This window comes from Gordonia malaquae (assembly GCF_037148075.1).
Taxonomy (GTDB): Bacteria; Actinomycetota; Actinomycetes; order Mycobacteriales; family Mycobacteriaceae; genus Gordonia; species Gordonia malaquae.
Genome location: NZ_JBBCUB010000005.1, coordinates 174112 through 189081, shown reverse-complemented (window position 1 = coordinate 189081; position 14970 = coordinate 174112). Strand labels below are relative to the sequence as shown.

General features: G+C 65.3%; 16 protein-coding genes and 1 tRNA gene. 12 read left to right on the top strand and 5 right to left on the bottom strand.

What is annotated here, in order from left to right:
* Window positions 1–16 precede the first annotated feature (16 nt).
* The 4 genes from WFK36_RS17775 to WFK36_RS17760 all read left to right on the top strand — a co-directional run bounded on the left by WFK36_RS17775 (window position 17) and on the right by WFK36_RS17760 (window position 3000).
* Window positions 17–700, top strand: a complete 684-nt coding sequence (locus tag WFK36_RS17775; RefSeq protein WP_336793288.1) for an MspA family porin — start codon at window positions 17–19, stop codon at window positions 698–700.
* Between the two features lie 1004 nt (window positions 701–1704).
* Complete coding sequence (locus WFK36_RS17770) at window positions 1705–2181, top strand: Rv0361 family membrane protein (protein ID WP_336793286.1); 477 nt, start codon at window positions 1705–1707, stop codon at window positions 2179–2181.
* Complete coding sequence (locus WFK36_RS17765) at window positions 2178–2564, top strand: hypothetical protein (protein ID WP_336793284.1); 387 nt, start codon at window positions 2178–2180, stop codon at window positions 2562–2564. The genes WFK36_RS17770 and WFK36_RS17765 overlap by 4 nt, the downstream gene beginning before the upstream one ends.
* Before the next feature lie 154 nt (window positions 2565–2718).
* Window positions 2719–3000 carry a transposase gene (locus WFK36_RS17760; protein ID WP_336793282.1) on the top strand — a complete coding sequence of 94 codons (282 nt, stop codon included), beginning with the start codon at window positions 2719–2721 and terminating at the stop codon, window positions 2998–3000.
* A 187-nt stretch (window positions 3001–3187) separates the two neighbouring features.
* Here the strand turns inward: WFK36_RS17760 and WFK36_RS17755 are convergent, their stop codons facing one another.
* Window positions 3188–3622 (bottom strand): hypothetical protein, encoded by a 435-nt coding sequence (locus tag WFK36_RS17755; RefSeq protein ID WP_336793280.1) that lies wholly within the window; start codon window positions 3620–3622, stop codon window positions 3188–3190.
* A 317-nt stretch (window positions 3623–3939) separates the two neighbouring features.
* On the bottom strand, window positions 3940–4377 hold the full coding sequence (locus WFK36_RS17750) for a hypothetical protein (RefSeq protein WP_336793278.1): 438 nt from the start codon (window positions 4375–4377) through the stop codon (window positions 3940–3942).
* A gap of 191 nt (window positions 4378–4568) precedes the next feature.
* Here WFK36_RS17750 and WFK36_RS17745 point away from each other — a divergent pair, with 191 nt between their 5' ends.
* From WFK36_RS17745 to cobF, 7 genes are all read left to right on the top strand, one after another.
* Window positions 4569–5879, top strand: coding sequence for a hypothetical protein (locus WFK36_RS17745; RefSeq protein WP_336793277.1), 1311 nt, complete (start codon window positions 4569–4571; stop codon window positions 5877–5879).
* Between the two features lie 203 nt (window positions 5880–6082).
* Window positions 6083–6155 (top strand) — tRNA-Arg (locus tag WFK36_RS17740).
* A gap of 253 nt (window positions 6156–6408) precedes the next feature.
* The gene (locus WFK36_RS17735; RefSeq protein WP_336793275.1) at window positions 6409–7182 is read left to right on the top strand and encodes an MTB12 C-terminal domain-containing protein; all 774 of its coding nucleotides are present in this window, start codon (window positions 6409–6411) and stop codon (window positions 7180–7182) included.
* Between the two features lie 37 nt (window positions 7183–7219).
* A complete protein-coding gene (locus tag WFK36_RS17730; protein ID WP_336793273.1) occupies window positions 7220–8191 on the top strand; it encodes an ABC transporter substrate-binding protein in 972 nt (323 codons plus the stop codon).
* A gap of 32 nt (window positions 8192–8223) precedes the next feature.
* The gene (locus WFK36_RS17725) at window positions 8224–9231 is read left to right on the top strand and encodes a FecCD family ABC transporter permease (protein WP_336793271.1); all 1008 of its coding nucleotides are present in this window, start codon (window positions 8224–8226) and stop codon (window positions 9229–9231) included.
* Window positions 9228–10316 carry a FecCD family ABC transporter permease gene (locus tag WFK36_RS17720; protein ID WP_336793269.1) on the top strand — a complete coding sequence of 363 codons (1089 nt, stop codon included), beginning with the start codon at window positions 9228–9230 and terminating at the stop codon, window positions 10314–10316. The genes WFK36_RS17725 and WFK36_RS17720 overlap by 4 nt, the downstream gene beginning before the upstream one ends.
* A 33-nt stretch (window positions 10317–10349) precedes the next feature.
* Window positions 10350–11108: a precorrin-6A synthase (deacetylating) gene (gene cobF / locus WFK36_RS17715; RefSeq protein WP_336793267.1), complete on the top strand. Its 759-nt coding sequence runs from the start codon at window positions 10350–10352 to the stop codon at window positions 11106–11108.
* A 2-nt stretch (window positions 11109–11110) separates the two neighbouring features.
* On the opposite strand, the gene WFK36_RS17710 is transcribed toward cobF, so the two are convergent.
* On the bottom strand, window positions 11111–12013 hold the full coding sequence (locus WFK36_RS17710) for a DUF4189 domain-containing protein (RefSeq protein WP_336793266.1): 903 nt from the start codon (window positions 12011–12013) through the stop codon (window positions 11111–11113).
* Between the two features lie 91 nt (window positions 12014–12104).
* Window positions 12105–12845, bottom strand: a complete 741-nt coding sequence (locus WFK36_RS17705) for a 3'(2'),5'-bisphosphate nucleotidase CysQ (protein WP_336793264.1) — start codon at window positions 12843–12845, stop codon at window positions 12105–12107.
* Window positions 12846–12884: 39 nt separating this feature from the next.
* Between WFK36_RS17705 and WFK36_RS17700 the strand changes: the two genes are divergently transcribed.
* Window positions 12885–13757 carry an Fpg/Nei family DNA glycosylase gene (locus tag WFK36_RS17700; protein ID WP_336793490.1) on the top strand — a complete coding sequence of 291 codons (873 nt, stop codon included), beginning with the start codon at window positions 12885–12887 and terminating at the stop codon, window positions 13755–13757.
* A gap of 15 nt (window positions 13758–13772) precedes the next feature.
* Here WFK36_RS17700 and WFK36_RS17695 read toward each other — a convergent pair whose 3' ends face one another.
* Window positions 13773–14957 (bottom strand): DUF4185 domain-containing protein, encoded by a 1185-nt coding sequence (locus WFK36_RS17695; protein ID WP_008379098.1) that lies wholly within the window; start codon window positions 14955–14957, stop codon window positions 13773–13775.
* Window positions 14958–14970: the final 13 nt, after the last annotated feature.

The window sequence follows — 14970 nt, the reverse complement described above, 5'->3', positions numbered from 1 at the left end:
ACTTTGGGGGTCACCTATGTTGCGTCGTATCGCGACACCACTCGTCCTTGCCGTCATCGCTGTGTTCGCATTGGCTTCGAGTTTGCTCGCCGGGCCCGCCGATGCCCGGACACATCACACGCGTGAAGGTGTCGACATCACCCTCACCGCATCCAAGCTCCGAGCGAAGAAGATCCCCGCCCTGGACTCCTCACCGTTCTCCGGCGAAGCACTGCTCTCCTCGGACGTGCACGCCGCCGTCCGCAACATCGACGACAAGACCGTTCGGGCGACAGTGGAGGTCGGCTACCAGATCGGCTACCCCGTCTCCGTCGCGCCCAACGGTGTGAAGGTCACCGCCCACACCCCCGAACTGAAGTTGACCGGTGGACTGAACGCCAAACTCGCCCCGAATGTCACCATCTCCGGCGGCGGCGGCGGAGGCTCCATCGGCGAGATCGGCGCCGAGCTCGGTGCTGAGGCGACTGTGATCCCGTCCGCGGATCTCGAGTTCGAAGTCGGCGCAGGCAAGATCACCACCGTCACCCTCGCTGAGATCGCCCTAACTCAGCCGACTGCCGACATCGTCCTGTCCGGCATCGAACTCAACACCACCAACGCCCTCGGACCCATCAGCGTCCGCCCCTACGCCAAAATCAGCGTCACCACCGACACCGGCGTCTACGTCTACTACGACCACGGCCCCACCAGCCGCATCTAGGGGCCCGGGTCAAGGACGCATAGACTGATGAAGAGAACACTGGAACGAGCCGTACTGGCCTTCTTTGCAATGACGGCCGTAGTGGGACTACTTATTGGTGTCGGCGTCGCCAATGCGGAGACTCCGGCTGAACGGTGCAAACGCGAAACGGCCGCCTACAACAACGCCTGGAAGAACACCTGGGCCCAGGCCAATCCCGGTAAGAGTCCATCCGATGCGCCCAAGCCGCCGGTGCCGTACAAGTGTGGCGGCAGTGATGGTGGAGCACCGCCGACCCTGACACCAACGACGAGCTCCCCGACACCGACTCTGAGTGAGCCCGCAAAGCCGTCTGAAGCACCGACAGGATCGGACGGTCCGTCATTGAATGGGCCGACCGAGCGCCGCGACATTGAGCATCCTGATACCGGCCAGCCGACCATCAGCGAGAGGACTCCGTCGCCGACGCGGCATGACAGTGGACCGATGCCGTCCCAACGAGCGGGAGCATCGGCTACCGATTCCACGTCGCCGTACTCGTCGTCGCGGCCCAGCGCGACCGTCGACTGGCCAACAAACTTCGGACGTCACGAGGTGGGGTTCTGTGCTATTGGGCACAACCCTGACGGAAGTTGTCGAGGCCATAGCGTGATCAATGGTAGTGGCGATCCGGTGAATGTCCCCTCCGACTACGTCTATGACCCTGACTGCCACCAGATGCCCCAGGGGCGTCACTGCGAGAACTGGCGCTATATGCACGACTATTGCTCCAAGTCGCCAGACGAACTCCCATCCCCAGGGGCGAATGCAGATTTTAGGGGCCCCTGCGCTCGCCATGACCAGTGCCTTGAGCGCGGCGGCACAAACAACTTCTGCAACAACCAGCTGTGGACCGACATGGGCCAGCAGTGCAAGTACACCTATGGATCAGCCGACCCTCGCATGCAATACTGCCTCACAAACGCGGACGTGTACTTCGTGGCAGTTACCGCAGTCCAGCCACCATTCCCAGGGAAGAACGGATCATGGACCAACTAAAGGTCAACTCAGGATTGGTCGGGAGCACGCTCATTGCAGTGGCCGTAATCGCTGGATGTGCGGGTCCCGACCAGCCCTCGAACGAGCTCCCACAGAGTGCATCTGGGTCGCCTGCCTCGGCCGCGGCTGACATCGAGGAGGTGTCCCGCGCTGCTATCAATGACTACAACACAGGAGACCTGGCGCATCTGAAGGCAATATCGTGCGGTCAGCTTCAATCTGAGCTGGCACCGGTCGACACTACATCGTTCGCCGCAGAAGCGGCATCAGACCGTAGCAAACGCGGGAACGGCCAGGTAGTAGCGGTCGATCACATCAAGGAACTTAAGGAGTTCGCCACCGCAAATCTGCAGCTCCAGTACGAAAAGCCAGCCGCCGGTCTCGACATGAATCGTCGAGTCTCCCTGTCGGCTACATTTCAACGGGTCAATGGGGCCTGGAAGATCTGCGGGATGCATGCATGAGCGGGGCTAGGCGCGCCTTCCTCGTCGCCGCAGCGACGTGCGCTGGCCTGGCTGTCAACATCGCATCGCGGTTGTGGAACTTTCCCGCGCGTGAGTCGCTGGTATTGCACAACGGGGCGATGATCTTGGCGATACTGTTCGCCGTTTGCGGTAGTGCAGTGTCGGCCTGGTCGCGGCGATGGGTCACCGCGACACTCCTCGTGGCCGTGATACCAGTACAAGTTCTCCAAATAGCTCTTGCGTATAGAGGGCATTCTGATGACTTCAATCACTACAACGTGGACTTGGCGATCGTCTACGCCGCAAACATCGTGTTGATATGGATTCCAGCAACCACTGTGGCCATTGTCGGAACAGTTGCTCAGCGGAGGAAGAGGTTTTGATCCGTTGTTCACGGAGGAGCCAGTTGGCGCGTATGGGACTGGCGAAAGTTCGGGTCGGCGCTGGTAGGGGTGGCGTGTTCCCGGTAGATCGGTCCACCCGGTACTGAGTCCGTGATCGCCCCTGAAGGTGGGGCGGGATAGGACAATGATCGGTATGGCTGGACGGAAGAGGCATTCGGCGGAGGAGATCGTCCGCAAGCTGCGCAGGGCGGATGAGCTTGCGGCGGCGGGGTCGACGGGCGAGCAGATCGCTGCCGAGCTGGAGGTGTCGGCTGCGACGCTGTACAACTGGCGCCGTAGCTACGGTGGGATGGACCTGGACGCGGCGAAAGAGCTCAAGGACCTGCGGGATCAGAACAACCGCCTCAAGCGGCTGCTGGCGGAGGCGGAGCTGGAGAACGACGCCCTGCGGGAGGTGGCGAAGGGAGAATTCTGAGCCCGGACGCCAAACGCGCCGCCGTCGACATGCTCAAGCGGGTCAAGGGCATGTCGGAACGGTTGGCGTGCAAGACGGTCGGGCTTTCCCGTTCCACCTACCGCACCCCGAAAGTCGCTGACACACCGCAGGATCCGGACGCAGAGCTCCGAGGATGGCTGCGGGAGTACTCGACGAGGCATCCATGTCATGGGGTTCCGTCGGGCGTGGGCGGCGCTACGGCACGACGAGGGCCGGCAGGGTGGGCCTGGACTACATCCCACCTGGCACGCCGTGGAACAACGGCACCGCGGCGCACCTCAGCACGCCACATCGTGGGGACGATGAACCTATCGGGAGCGTTTCGGCACGCGTGAAGCAAGCCGAGGACCTCGTCGTCGGTGGCAGTGTCGACGGTCGGCGCTGGCTCGGAGAGCCGATGCCGTGGCCGGGCGTGCAGAGCGAATCGCGGTTCCTCTCGGAAGTCGGTGGGGAACGTGTAGTCCTCGGCCACATTTAACAAGGAGAGCATCGTGTCCTCGTCGATCTTTCCGACTCCGACTTCATGCCGGAAGAACTCGCGGACCGCAGCGAGGATCACGTTGATCCGGCGGGCGTTGCGAACTAGCCGGTTGCTGCGCAACCGTACACGACTCCTGATGCCCCCGACAGAAGTCGGAGTTCCTGCTGCTGAACTTGTCGAGCGCACTGCGGCTCGCGCTGGCCGCTATGCGTGAACCCTCGTAGATACGCCTTGCGCTGGCGACTCTGCATCTAGTTACTCGCCGAGGGGGGATGGCCCAGCGTGGGAGATGGAACCTGCCCGATCGCACTCGAAGGCTTGGGTGCTGGCTGTCGGCGTAGGCGTCGGGGTGGGATCAGTTCATTGAGGCTGCTGCAGTGGCTGCAGGCGAGTGGTCTGCCCTGGCACGTAGCGGTGTGGGTCTTGCGCGGCGCGGGTTAGAACAATCTCGGCATTCGGATTCGTTCGCCGACCTCGGTGGGCCAGACCACGCTCGGAGGCATGAGATCGGCTGCGGTGAAAGCGTTCTTGGTTGCCTCTTTCATCCAGCTGGCTGGATCGATCGTCCAACGTCGATGCGGGTCGAGTGTCGACATGGCGACAGCGATGTCCGTCGGCGACATTGGCAGGTATCCCTTTAGTAGGCGCGTCAACCTGTCCTCGGTCATGAGTACTTCGCCCGCGTACTTGGCCTGACTGATGCCGTGGTTGGTCAGCGATTGGCGAATCAGGATTGCGATCCGATGCTGGAACACCGCTCCTTGAAGGAGTAGGTCCTCAACGTCGCCCGGCTCGCCGGAGACGATGAACTGGGCGCTCGGGTAATCGCCGAATTCTGTCGGGTCACCGCACAGGTCGCGGAATCGCACAGCCACAAACGAGATGATATCGCGCAACTTTGCCGATTAGACCAGGTGGCTGGTTGTAGCAACCAGATGGCTGGTCGTACCAACTGGGCTGAGGGGTATTGCGGTTTCCCTCTCGGGCGCACGACGTCGAAAATGCAACACTCAATGCGCACTAGGCTGACCGATCGGGGCCAACCGAGATCGACTACGTCCACGCCGTGGCCACTGACCCGATCATCTACGCGCTCGCGCACGTGATTCCGGGCAAGGAGCAGGGGCGTCCGGGGCCAGAACGTGCCTACGGAGAGTTGCTTTTCGTCTTGTACATGGCGTTGACCGGAGCAGTCGGATCGCACCGCAGAGCCGCCCGCATCCTCGGCCACCCCGACCACTGGATAGCGACCAGGACGGCGGCCTCCCAGAGGGGTTTCGCTCTGCCCGCGCAGCCGCCACGGCGATGGAATTGCGAAGACGCACGACGACGCGTCCTCCGAGTCCAAGGACGGCAGACCCCCGACACGGGACTTACCGAGAAACTTCGCGCCCGCGCGGCGGCTCTGTGGTGCGAACGTGCGCATAAGCACGGTGCGCTGGCAGACGGGAACCGCTCTAACGTCGATCCGGCCCGAGGGAACACCGTCTACGGAGACGGCAAAGTCACATCCAGCATGTTCGGGCCGAAAGCTCGCCGGGCACGCCGCGCGGCGGGGCAGAAGGTCGACGGCAGTACACACGTCCAAGGCGGCGACAACGGGACCTCCACGCACGGACTGAAGTTCATGCACGTCGGAGTGCGGCCCAACGACCGACCGAACTCCCGCCTCATCCTCGACATGCGATACGTGCCGCACTCGGGCTACGGCGGCGAAGCCGGGATCGCCGTCGACGCACTCCTCGACCTCGCCGCGAGAGAACCCGGCGCGAACACACTCTGCTACGACGGCGCACTACGCGGCACACACCTACAAGCCCTCACCGACGCCGGATACCTGGTGTTCTCCCCGCCCCACAGGTCCACCGCCAAGCCGCACGCGCTCGAAACGATCACCGCATGCGCCTGCGGTGACACGCACCGCCTGATGACCGTCGACGGATACATCGCCGAACGCGCCATCACCGACACCGGCACGACCACCGACATCCGCTGCACGTTGCTGAAACTGTCGGCGAACCGGCGACAGAACTCGCATGCCTGGTACCTCGAAGTGGAGCTGTCCTGCGGCAACCTGCGGCGCTTCCGCGTGAACAAACCCTCAGCGGACGGCCCGCTCCGGATCGAACGACTCCGGCAAGCGGCCAAAGACGAGTCCGACGACAGCGCCGTCTACAACCGCATCTACGGCCGCCGCGAAGACGCCGAATCGGTCAACAACATCCTCGAACGGACCCTGCACGGCGGACGGTCCATCAGCCCCAGTGCTATCGGGCAATTCCTCGTCATGGTCGGACACGCACTGGCCCGCAACGCCTACACCGAACTGCTCTGGCAACGCGACCACGCGGAGAGCCCACCGCCCATAGCGGCGTAGACGCCCAGCAATTCACACACCTTCGGAGGCACCCAACCGGCCCACCGCCACCCCGACGTGCACTCGTGGCCTACGGGACGCGAGTCACTCAGTCCTGCCGCAAACACCTCACGTAGACTTCTCCCGTCGGGTGCCGCAATCCCCATCGTGGCCGCCCGTGTGACTGGTCAGGCGAACTTCCGCCACGATTTCCGCCAGTCCCCGCTCTCGTAGCTCAGGGGATAGAGCACCGCTCTCCTAAAGCGGGTGTCGCAGGTTCGAATCCTGCCGGGAGCACTGTGACATCCTCGCCGACCTCCGGTCGGTGCGTGCCCGCTGGGTTTGAAGCGACTTCACGTGGGCGCACCGCAACAGCATCGCCGGGCCTGAGGTCGGCGATGCTGGGTCTGCCTTTCATCTGACTTGTCATCTTTTCGTACGAATTCGACCCACCGTGAAGTCCCTCATTTGCTGAGCGAAAACTACAAAGGCTAGCCTTGCCTGAGTTGCTTGTCTCATGTGAGGCGGGTCTGTCCGAAGAGGTATTGATATGTCCGACGTGAATCCCTACGACGGTTCTGAGGTCTACACCGAACCGTCGGACCAGCCCACCGTGACTGAGCAGCGAGAACCGGGATCGAGACTCAACGTCGCCACCGTGCTGGCGTCGGCCGGCGTCGCTGCCGTCGTGTCCGCACTGATCGTCACCATCGGCGTGGTCGGCCTGGCGACGTCGGACAGGTTCGCCGGCGGAAGCCCGCAGGCCACCCCGACCGTCGTGAACCTCGGCGCAGCGCAGACTCCAGGCGTCCAGGGGCCTGCACCGGTGGCAGGCGCCCCGACAAGCTCGCCGGACGGTGCCGCACCCACCACGGAGAACGTGCCGGAGAGCGATGGGGGCACAGGAACGGTCGGGACGCAGACCACAACTCCCGCTGCGGGCACGACGACACGGCCCGCAGCAGCGGCAGCGCCGACCGCATTGACACCCGGGCAGCTGAACACCAAGGTCAAGCTGATCATGAACACGGGAGCGTCGCGTTCTGCACGAGCTGACGAACTCGAAGGCGGTGCTCAGGCTCTGTCCAGCGTGGATCAGGTCGCCGAGATGCTGCGGGTCAGCGGTGCCGGGTTCAGTTACAAGATGAACGGCCCCGTGCAGGTCAACGGCACCACGATGACCGCCACTCTGCAGATGTCCCTCGTCGGGAACGGGTCGCGGTACAAGCAGCTCAGCTGGGTGTGGACAGGTGGCAAGTGGAAGCTGTCCAACGCCAGCGTCTGCGTGATCGCGGCCTACGCGATGCTCAAGTGCTCTGTCTGAGCAGTCCGCTCACAAACGCTGAACTGAGAGAAGAGACATGTCGAGGTTGAGGGCAGTTATTGCACTGGTCGCTGTTGTGGTCGCGACGCTGTCCGTTGGCGCCTGCTCGGCGCCCGCAGAGGATGCAACGTCCGCACCGGTTCAGATCAACCTGCCGGACGGCAGGCAGATCACCGTGCCGGGTGCGCCGGAACGCATCGTCACGCTCGGCGGTCAATGGACCGACGTGGCGCTGTCGTTCGGAGTCACACCCGTCGGATACTACGATTCGCAGGAACTGACGACCGGCAGCAAGCCGAAATGGTACGGCGACAAGCTGAATGAATCGACGCTCATCGATCCGAACGACGACGTCGTCGGGTCCGTCGCGAAACTGGAACCCGACCTCATCCTGGCCCCGGGGTTCGCGTCCATGGCCGAGGGATTCGACGCGTTGTCCAAACTGGCACCGACGATCGACAAGATCAGCGGTGAGCAGATCGACCCGTGGCAAGACATGGTCCGGCTCCTCGGCACCATTCTGCATCAACCGGACAAGGCTGAGGAGATCATCACCGGCGTCACCGCGCACATCGATGCGATCCGCGCCGAGTTCCCCGGGTTGAAAGGCAAGACCTACTCGTTCGCCTACCTGTACGGAGCCGACCAGATCTCCGTGCTGGGAGACGAAGGCGACGGGGCGGCCAAGCTGTTCTCCTCACTCGGCCTGGTCCTCGCCCCCGCGGCCGTCAAGCAGTCCGCATCGTCGGGCCAGCCTCGATTCCAGGTCAGCACCGAGAACGTCAATCTGTTGAACTCGGACCTGCTCGTCGTCGCCAGCCAGACCCCTCAGCTGCAGCGGCGAGTCGAAGCGCTGCCCGGATACCGAAACCTCCGCTCGGTGAAGAACGAATCGGTCGCGATGATGACGACGCAGCAGATCACCGGACTCAACGAACCGTCTCCGAGTTCGATCCCGTACGCGTTCGAGCAGATGAAGCCCGCGCTCGCTGCCGCAGCCCGCGGCTGACACGTCGCCGATCGGGCCAGGAATCACGCGACGTGGGAACACGATCTGTCCGGACCATCGGTCTTGTCGTTCTGCTGATCGTGTTGGTCGCGGCGTGTGGCGCGTCGATCGCGATCGGATCGAGAGTGATTCCGTTCGGCGAAGTCTGGGACGCACTCTGGGCCGACCGCGTGTCGGACTCGTCGGAAGCGGCGGGCATCGTGCAGGGACTTCGCATCCCTCGCACCGTGCTGGGCGTCATCGTCGGTGCAGCCGTCGGAGCCGCAGGGGCGATCTCGCAAGGCCACACCCGCAATCCACTGGCCGACCCGGGCCTGCTGGGAGTCAACGCGGGCGCGGCGTGCGCAGTCGTGGTCGGCGTCTACCTGCTCGGCATCACCACGCCGATCCAGTACATGGGCTTCGGCCTGCTGGGGGCGATCGTCGCGGCCACCGTCGTCTTCCTGCTGGCCTCCGTGGGACGAGGAGCGAACCCGCTCACCCTGATACTCGCGGGCACCGGACTGACCGTGGTGCTGACCGCGATCACCTCGGCGATCGTCCTCGTCGACACGGCATCACTCGACGCCTGGCGCTTCTGGCAGGTCGGGTCGACGGCCGGTCGGGGATGGGACGTCATCTGGGCGGCAGCGCCGTTCCTCGTGGTGGGTGCCGTGCTGGCCGTCGCCAGCGGGTACTTCCTGAACATCCTCACCCTCGGAGACGACGTCGCGCGCTCACTTGGGACACACGTCGTCAAAGTCAGAGTGGTGGGCATAGTCGCCATCACACTGCTCGTCGGGGCGGCCACGGCGGCGTGCGGCCCGATCGTCTTCCTCGGGCTCATCGCACCGCACGTAGCCAGATTCGTCACCGGCACCGACTACCGGTGGGTGGTTCCCTACTCGGCGTTGATCGGCGCGGTCGTCCTCGTTTCGTGCGACGTCGTCGGCAGAGTGGTCGCGCGACCGGGTGAGGTCCAGGCGGGGATCGTAGTCGCGGCGCTCGGGTCCCCGTTCTTCATCGCCCTCGTCCAATCGAGAAGACTCGCCGCCGTATGACGGCCCGAACCCGCGATCAGACCACCCGCGCACGGACCGCGCTGCGTCCCGACGTCGTGCGCTTCGGCCGTGCGTCGTTCATCGTGAACCGGCGCGTGGCGGCATGTGCCGGCGTGCTCAGCATCGTCGCCGCACTGCTGTTCGCCATCCGGGTGGGGACGAGCGAGTTCCCGATGACACCTGTCGCGGTCGCCCGAATCCTGCTCGGGGGTGGTACCCGCATCGAGAACGTCGTGGTGTTCGAGAATCAACTGCCGGTCGCACTGGTCTGCGTGCTCGTCGGCTTCGCCCTCGGCATGTCCGGCGCGCTGACCCAAACCGTCGCACGCAACCCGCTCGCCACGCCCGACCTGCTCGGCATCACGTCCGGAGCCGGTGCGGCTGCCGTCCTCATGATCACCGCGGGCTCGACGTTGCCGACGTGGGCGTCCGCCGTCGGCGTGCCGGCCGCAGCGCTGATCGGAGGCCTGGCGACCGCGGTCGGCATGTACGCGTTGGCATGGCGCAAGGGCCTCGACCCGGTCCGGCTGGTCCTCGTCGGAGTCGCGCTGACTGCCGGTCTGCAGGCGTTCATCGCGTTCATGCTGACGCGCGGAGCGATCGACGATGTCCGCCGGGCACAGACTTGGATCGTGGGATCGGTCTCAGGTGTCGGGTGGGACGCAGTGTGGCCGCTGACCGCGGTGTTGATACCGGCGACGGCGATGATGGCGATCGTGTCGTCCAAGCTCGCAGCACTGAGCCTCGGGGAGGACATCGGTCGCGGCCTCGGACTCCGTGTCGGCCGCGATGCCGGCGTGATCCTGTTCGTCGCCGTGGTCGTGACGGCTGTCGCCGTGTCGGCGGCCGGGCCGATAGCGTTCGTGGCGCTGCTGGCGCCGCAGATCGCCATGAGGCTCTCGCGGACGTCGATTCCGGGCCCCGTCACATCCGGCATGGTCGGTGCGAGCCTGGTCGCGGGCGGCGACGTCCTGTGCCAGACAGTGCTCCCGGCAGGACTTCCGGTCGGTGTCGTGACCGCAGGGTTGGGCGGACCGGTACTGATCGCATTGATGATCCAGATCAATCGGAGAGCCTCGGCGTGAACCGCTGACGGCCCCTGCCGATACCGTGGTCGGATGAGCCATCAGACTCTCCGCGTCATCGGCATCGGCCCGGGCGGCCCCCGTCAGATCACCTTGCAGGCGGTCGACGCGATCGCGGCGACCGACGTGTTCCTTCTTCTCGACAAAGGGGACAGGACCGCGGAGCTGACGGCGGCCCGCACCCGGATGCTGGACGCGCACGCACGAGCTGACCACCGGGTGGTTGTTGTGCCCGACCCTCCGCGCGATCGGGATCCCGTCGACTACGAGGCAGAGGTTCGGCGCTGGCATTCGGCGAGAGTCGACGCGATCGGCGCGGCCCTCGACGAGAACCTGGCCGAGGGCGGAAGTGCGGCGGTCCTCGTGTGGGGCGACCCGGCACTCTACGACTCCACTCTTCGGATCACCGACCGCCTCGTCGAGCAGCGCGACGATCTCACGGTCGAGGTGATCCCCGGGGTGACCAGCGCGTCTGCCTTGACCGCCGCGCACGGGATCGTGGCGCACGGCGTCGGCGAACCGATCACCACCACCACCGGGCGCAGGCTCGCGACCACCCCGGCCGGCGCCGATCTCAATCAGATCGTCATGCTCGACTCCGCGCTCGCCTTCCGCGAGACGGCGTCACCGGACGACGTCGTCTATTGGGCGGCGTACGTCGGCACCGACGATCAGATCCTCGTGAGCGGACGAGTCGGCGACGTCACCGACGAGATAGTCGCCAAGCGTGCCGAGGCACGTGAACGGCTCGGCTGGATCATGGACATCTACCTGCTGCGCAAGCACGGCTGAGCTCAGGCGGAACCGCCGGCGCGCGAGTCGCCCGCATTGATCGTGCATTGTGTCGTCAGCACCTTCGGGTCGGCGCCGCGCACCTGCGAAGTGGCCTCATCGATGGCGCCTTGTCGCGTCGTCGACCAGCCCCAACCCCAGTACAGGTTGGCCTGCGACTGCGCGATCGAGCCGCACGCGTTCCAGAAGCGGAGCACCGTGGTGCACGACGACGCGCTGCATTGCGACAGCGCCGCACTGTCCGCCTCCGCCTGGGTTCGATTGTTGATCGAGTAGCCGACGTCGCCGGTCGACGTCGACATCGCGATCGCGCCGTAGTACGTGTACGACGAGGTCGACGTGGTGGGCGGGGTGTAGCTGGTCGACGGATCGTACGTGTACGACGGATACGAGTACGAGGGGTATGAGTACGACGGGTACCCGCTTGAACTCGGGGCGCCGCTCGACGACGACGCTGCGGTGACGTTCTTCGGTGAATCGTCACGCACGATCAACCACGTCACCAGTCCTCCGACGAGGAGGACGGCGCCGACCAGGGCGATCCAGATGATCGCCTTGTTCGATCCGCTCGGTGGCTGACCGCCCGGAGGGTACTGGCCGGGGAACTGCCCATACGGCTGTTGCCCGTACTGACCCTGCCCGTACTGACCCTGCTGCCCGTATTGGGGCTGGCCGAACTGTGCGCCGTACGGCTGCTGCGGCTGACCGAACGGCGGCTGCCCGCCGTACTGGGGTCCACTCGGGGGCTGCGCCGCTCCGTACTGCTGGGTCTTGTCGTACGGATTGCCGCTCGGCGGAGGCGTCTGACCATGCTGGGTCGGATCATACGGGTTGTAACCGCCCGGCTCCGGGCCCGGTTGCTGCGGATCGCCGTTCGGCCACTGCGGCCCGTTAGTGTCAGCCATGTCATTCAGAATGGCACCGGTCGGCCGGTACGACCAGTGCGAATATCGTCGTGGAGCGCGCCAACTCCGCAATTCCGGAGTAGAGCGTCGGTCACCAGGGAGTACTGACCGCGTCGAGGACGTCGTCGGCGATCTCGGTCCGACAGATGATGAAGTCAGGCATGTACGGCTGAGGGTTGTTGTAGATGATCGGGCGGCCGTCGAGACGGCTGCAGTGCAGCCCGGCCGCGAGCGCGACTCCGACCGGTGCGCAGTTGTCCCACTCGTACTGCCCTCCGGAATGGACGTATGCGTCAGCATCGCCGCGGACGACGGCCATCGCCTTCGCGCCTGCCGAACCGATCCGGATCGCGTCCATGCCGAGCCTGTCGGCCACGGCGGCGGAATGGTACGAGTGGCCGTACCGGGAGACGGCGAGCCTGCCCGTCAGCGGGCCGTCCGCGAGCGGTACGTCGTCACTGCGAAACAGTTCGCCGTGAGCGGGCAGAGACACCGCCGCCACCTCCGGTAGACCGTCCACCGCCAGTGCGACGTGCACCGCCCAATCGGCCGTGCCCATCGAGAACTCGCTGGTGCCGTCCAACGGGTCGATGATCCAGACGCGAGACGCCGTCGACCGGTCGCCGACGTCCGCCGCCTCCTCGGACAGCACCGCGTCGTGGGGGCGATGGGTCCGCAGAACCGTCGAGATCCACGCCTGCGCGAGAGCGTCGCCGACATCACCGAGGAGCCGTCCGCCGATCAGATCGCCGTGCCGGATCCCGCTCAGAACCTCACCGGCGCCCACTGCGATACGGGCGGCGAGCTCGGCGTCCGACAGGCGATCAGTCATCCACTTACCAAATCACATCCCGTGAAGGACACTGGTGACATGCCGGAACTCCCCGAAGTCTCCGCGATCGCGGCCTACCTCGACTCCCGCATGGCCGGGCTGCCGATCCGTCGGGTCGACGTCGCGTCACTGTCCGTGCTCAAAACCGCGGACCCGCCATACTCGGCCCTCGTCGGACGGGTTGTGACAGCCGTCGACCGCATCGCGAAGTACCTCGTGATCCGCACCGACGGGGACAACGGGGAGATCGATCTTGTCATCCACCTTTCCCGGGCCGGATGGGTGCGATGGAGCAGCGATCTCTCACCTCGGCCGCTCAAACCGGGCGGCAAGAGCCCCATCGCGCTGCGCGTCCACTGTGGACTGCCTGGAGAAGGCTTTGACGTCACCGAGGCCGGCACCCAGAAACGACTCGCCGCGTGGATCGTCCGCGACACGGCCGACGTGGAGCGGATCGCGACGCTCGGCCCCGATGTTCTGGAACTCTCACGAGGCGACTTCGCGACGATCCTCGCCTCGCGCACGTCTCGGATCAAGAACCTCCTCACCGACCAGCGGGTGATCAGCGGCGTCGGCAACGCCTACTCCGACGAGATCCTGCACACCGCGAGGCTGTCGCCGTTCGCCACCGCCAAGACGCTCTCGGAGGAACAGGTCGGCGCGCTGTACGACGCGATGCGGTCGGTTCTGCTCGATGCGACCCGCCGCCTCGAAGACAGCGAGGTCGCGACGATGAAGTCCGAGAAGCGGACCGGGCTTCGTGTCCACGCGCGTACCGGCATGCCATGCCCGGTGTGCGGCGACACCATCCGCGAAGTGTCATTCGCCGATCGATCGTTCCAGTACTGCCCGACATGCCAGACCGGCGGCAAAGTGCTCGCCGACCGCCGGATGTCGCGCCTGCTGAAGTAGCCGCTCGGGGTCGGATCAGCGGACGCGGGTCTCGATGAGGGCGACGTTGTAGTCGTCCCACCTCGAGGCGTTGAAGTACAGCTCCGAGCCCGTGCCGCGCAGTGCAGGCGACGACGGAAGCATCATCGGCGCATACAGCTCAAGGCTCGGCGGTGTGATTCGGCGTCCCGGGCTCCACGGGCCCTGCGGATGGCTCGCGGTCCGCAGTCGCACCCCGTGCGGACTGTCGAGCATCACGTACTTCCGCAGCACCGGGCTCCATTGCACCGACAGTTCGGTCACCGGACCCCGGACGATCGGAGCAGGGCGCGAACCGGCGCCGCCCCAGCGCGAGCCGGTCCAGTACTGGTAGCGACCCAGGTTCAGGATGTCCGACGGGCGGAAGCGGGCGATGTACGCGTTGCCGAACCGTCCGTTCGGGGTTCCGTACTGGTAGATCCACCCGGCGTCCGGACCCGCACCTTTCACGTAGGCGCTCTGCTGGAACACCGAGTCGATCGGGTTCCACGGCAGATTCGGCCGGACAGTCGATTGGGGCGTCACCCAGGAGCGGCCGTTGTTCGACGACACCGCCGTGCCCGAATAGTTGGTGTACCAGCGGCTCGGCGGACCCCACGCGCGAACTGACATGAAGTTCACGTACTGCTTGCCTCCGATGGACACGCCTGCGGTCGGGATCTTCGTCTTCTCGATGCCGGAGAACCCGAGGGCCCCGAACATCGGACCCGCATAACCCGAGCGCTGCAGGGTCAGGCCGTCGGACAGGTTCCGGTCCGTCGAGCGCAGGAGAGTGTTGTTCCGCCAACCGAGGCCTTGTCGGAGGCAGTTGCCGAACGTGTCGCCGAACGCCATCAACGTTTGACCGCGTCCGTTGTCCCACGCGACGCCGACATCGGTGCCCGAGATCCCGAACCGAGTGAAGGTCTTGTTCTTGCTGAGCGGGCCGGTGACCCACGAGACGGTTCTGGTCCGGCCGTTGTTGAAACCGGGGAGCGGCTTCTGCGGACCTTCGGCTGCGCCGCCGCGAGGCAGGCCGAGCGAACCGGTGTTGAACGGCAATCGTATTCCGGTGCCGGAGTTGCTGCACGCACCGGTGGCATCGGCGGTCGGGAGCGGAGACATCGGCGACAACAGGGTCAGGGTCGCAGCGACAGCGGTTCCGATTCCGGCGGCGGACAACAGTCGGGGCGTTCGGCGCATGAGAGGTACCTCG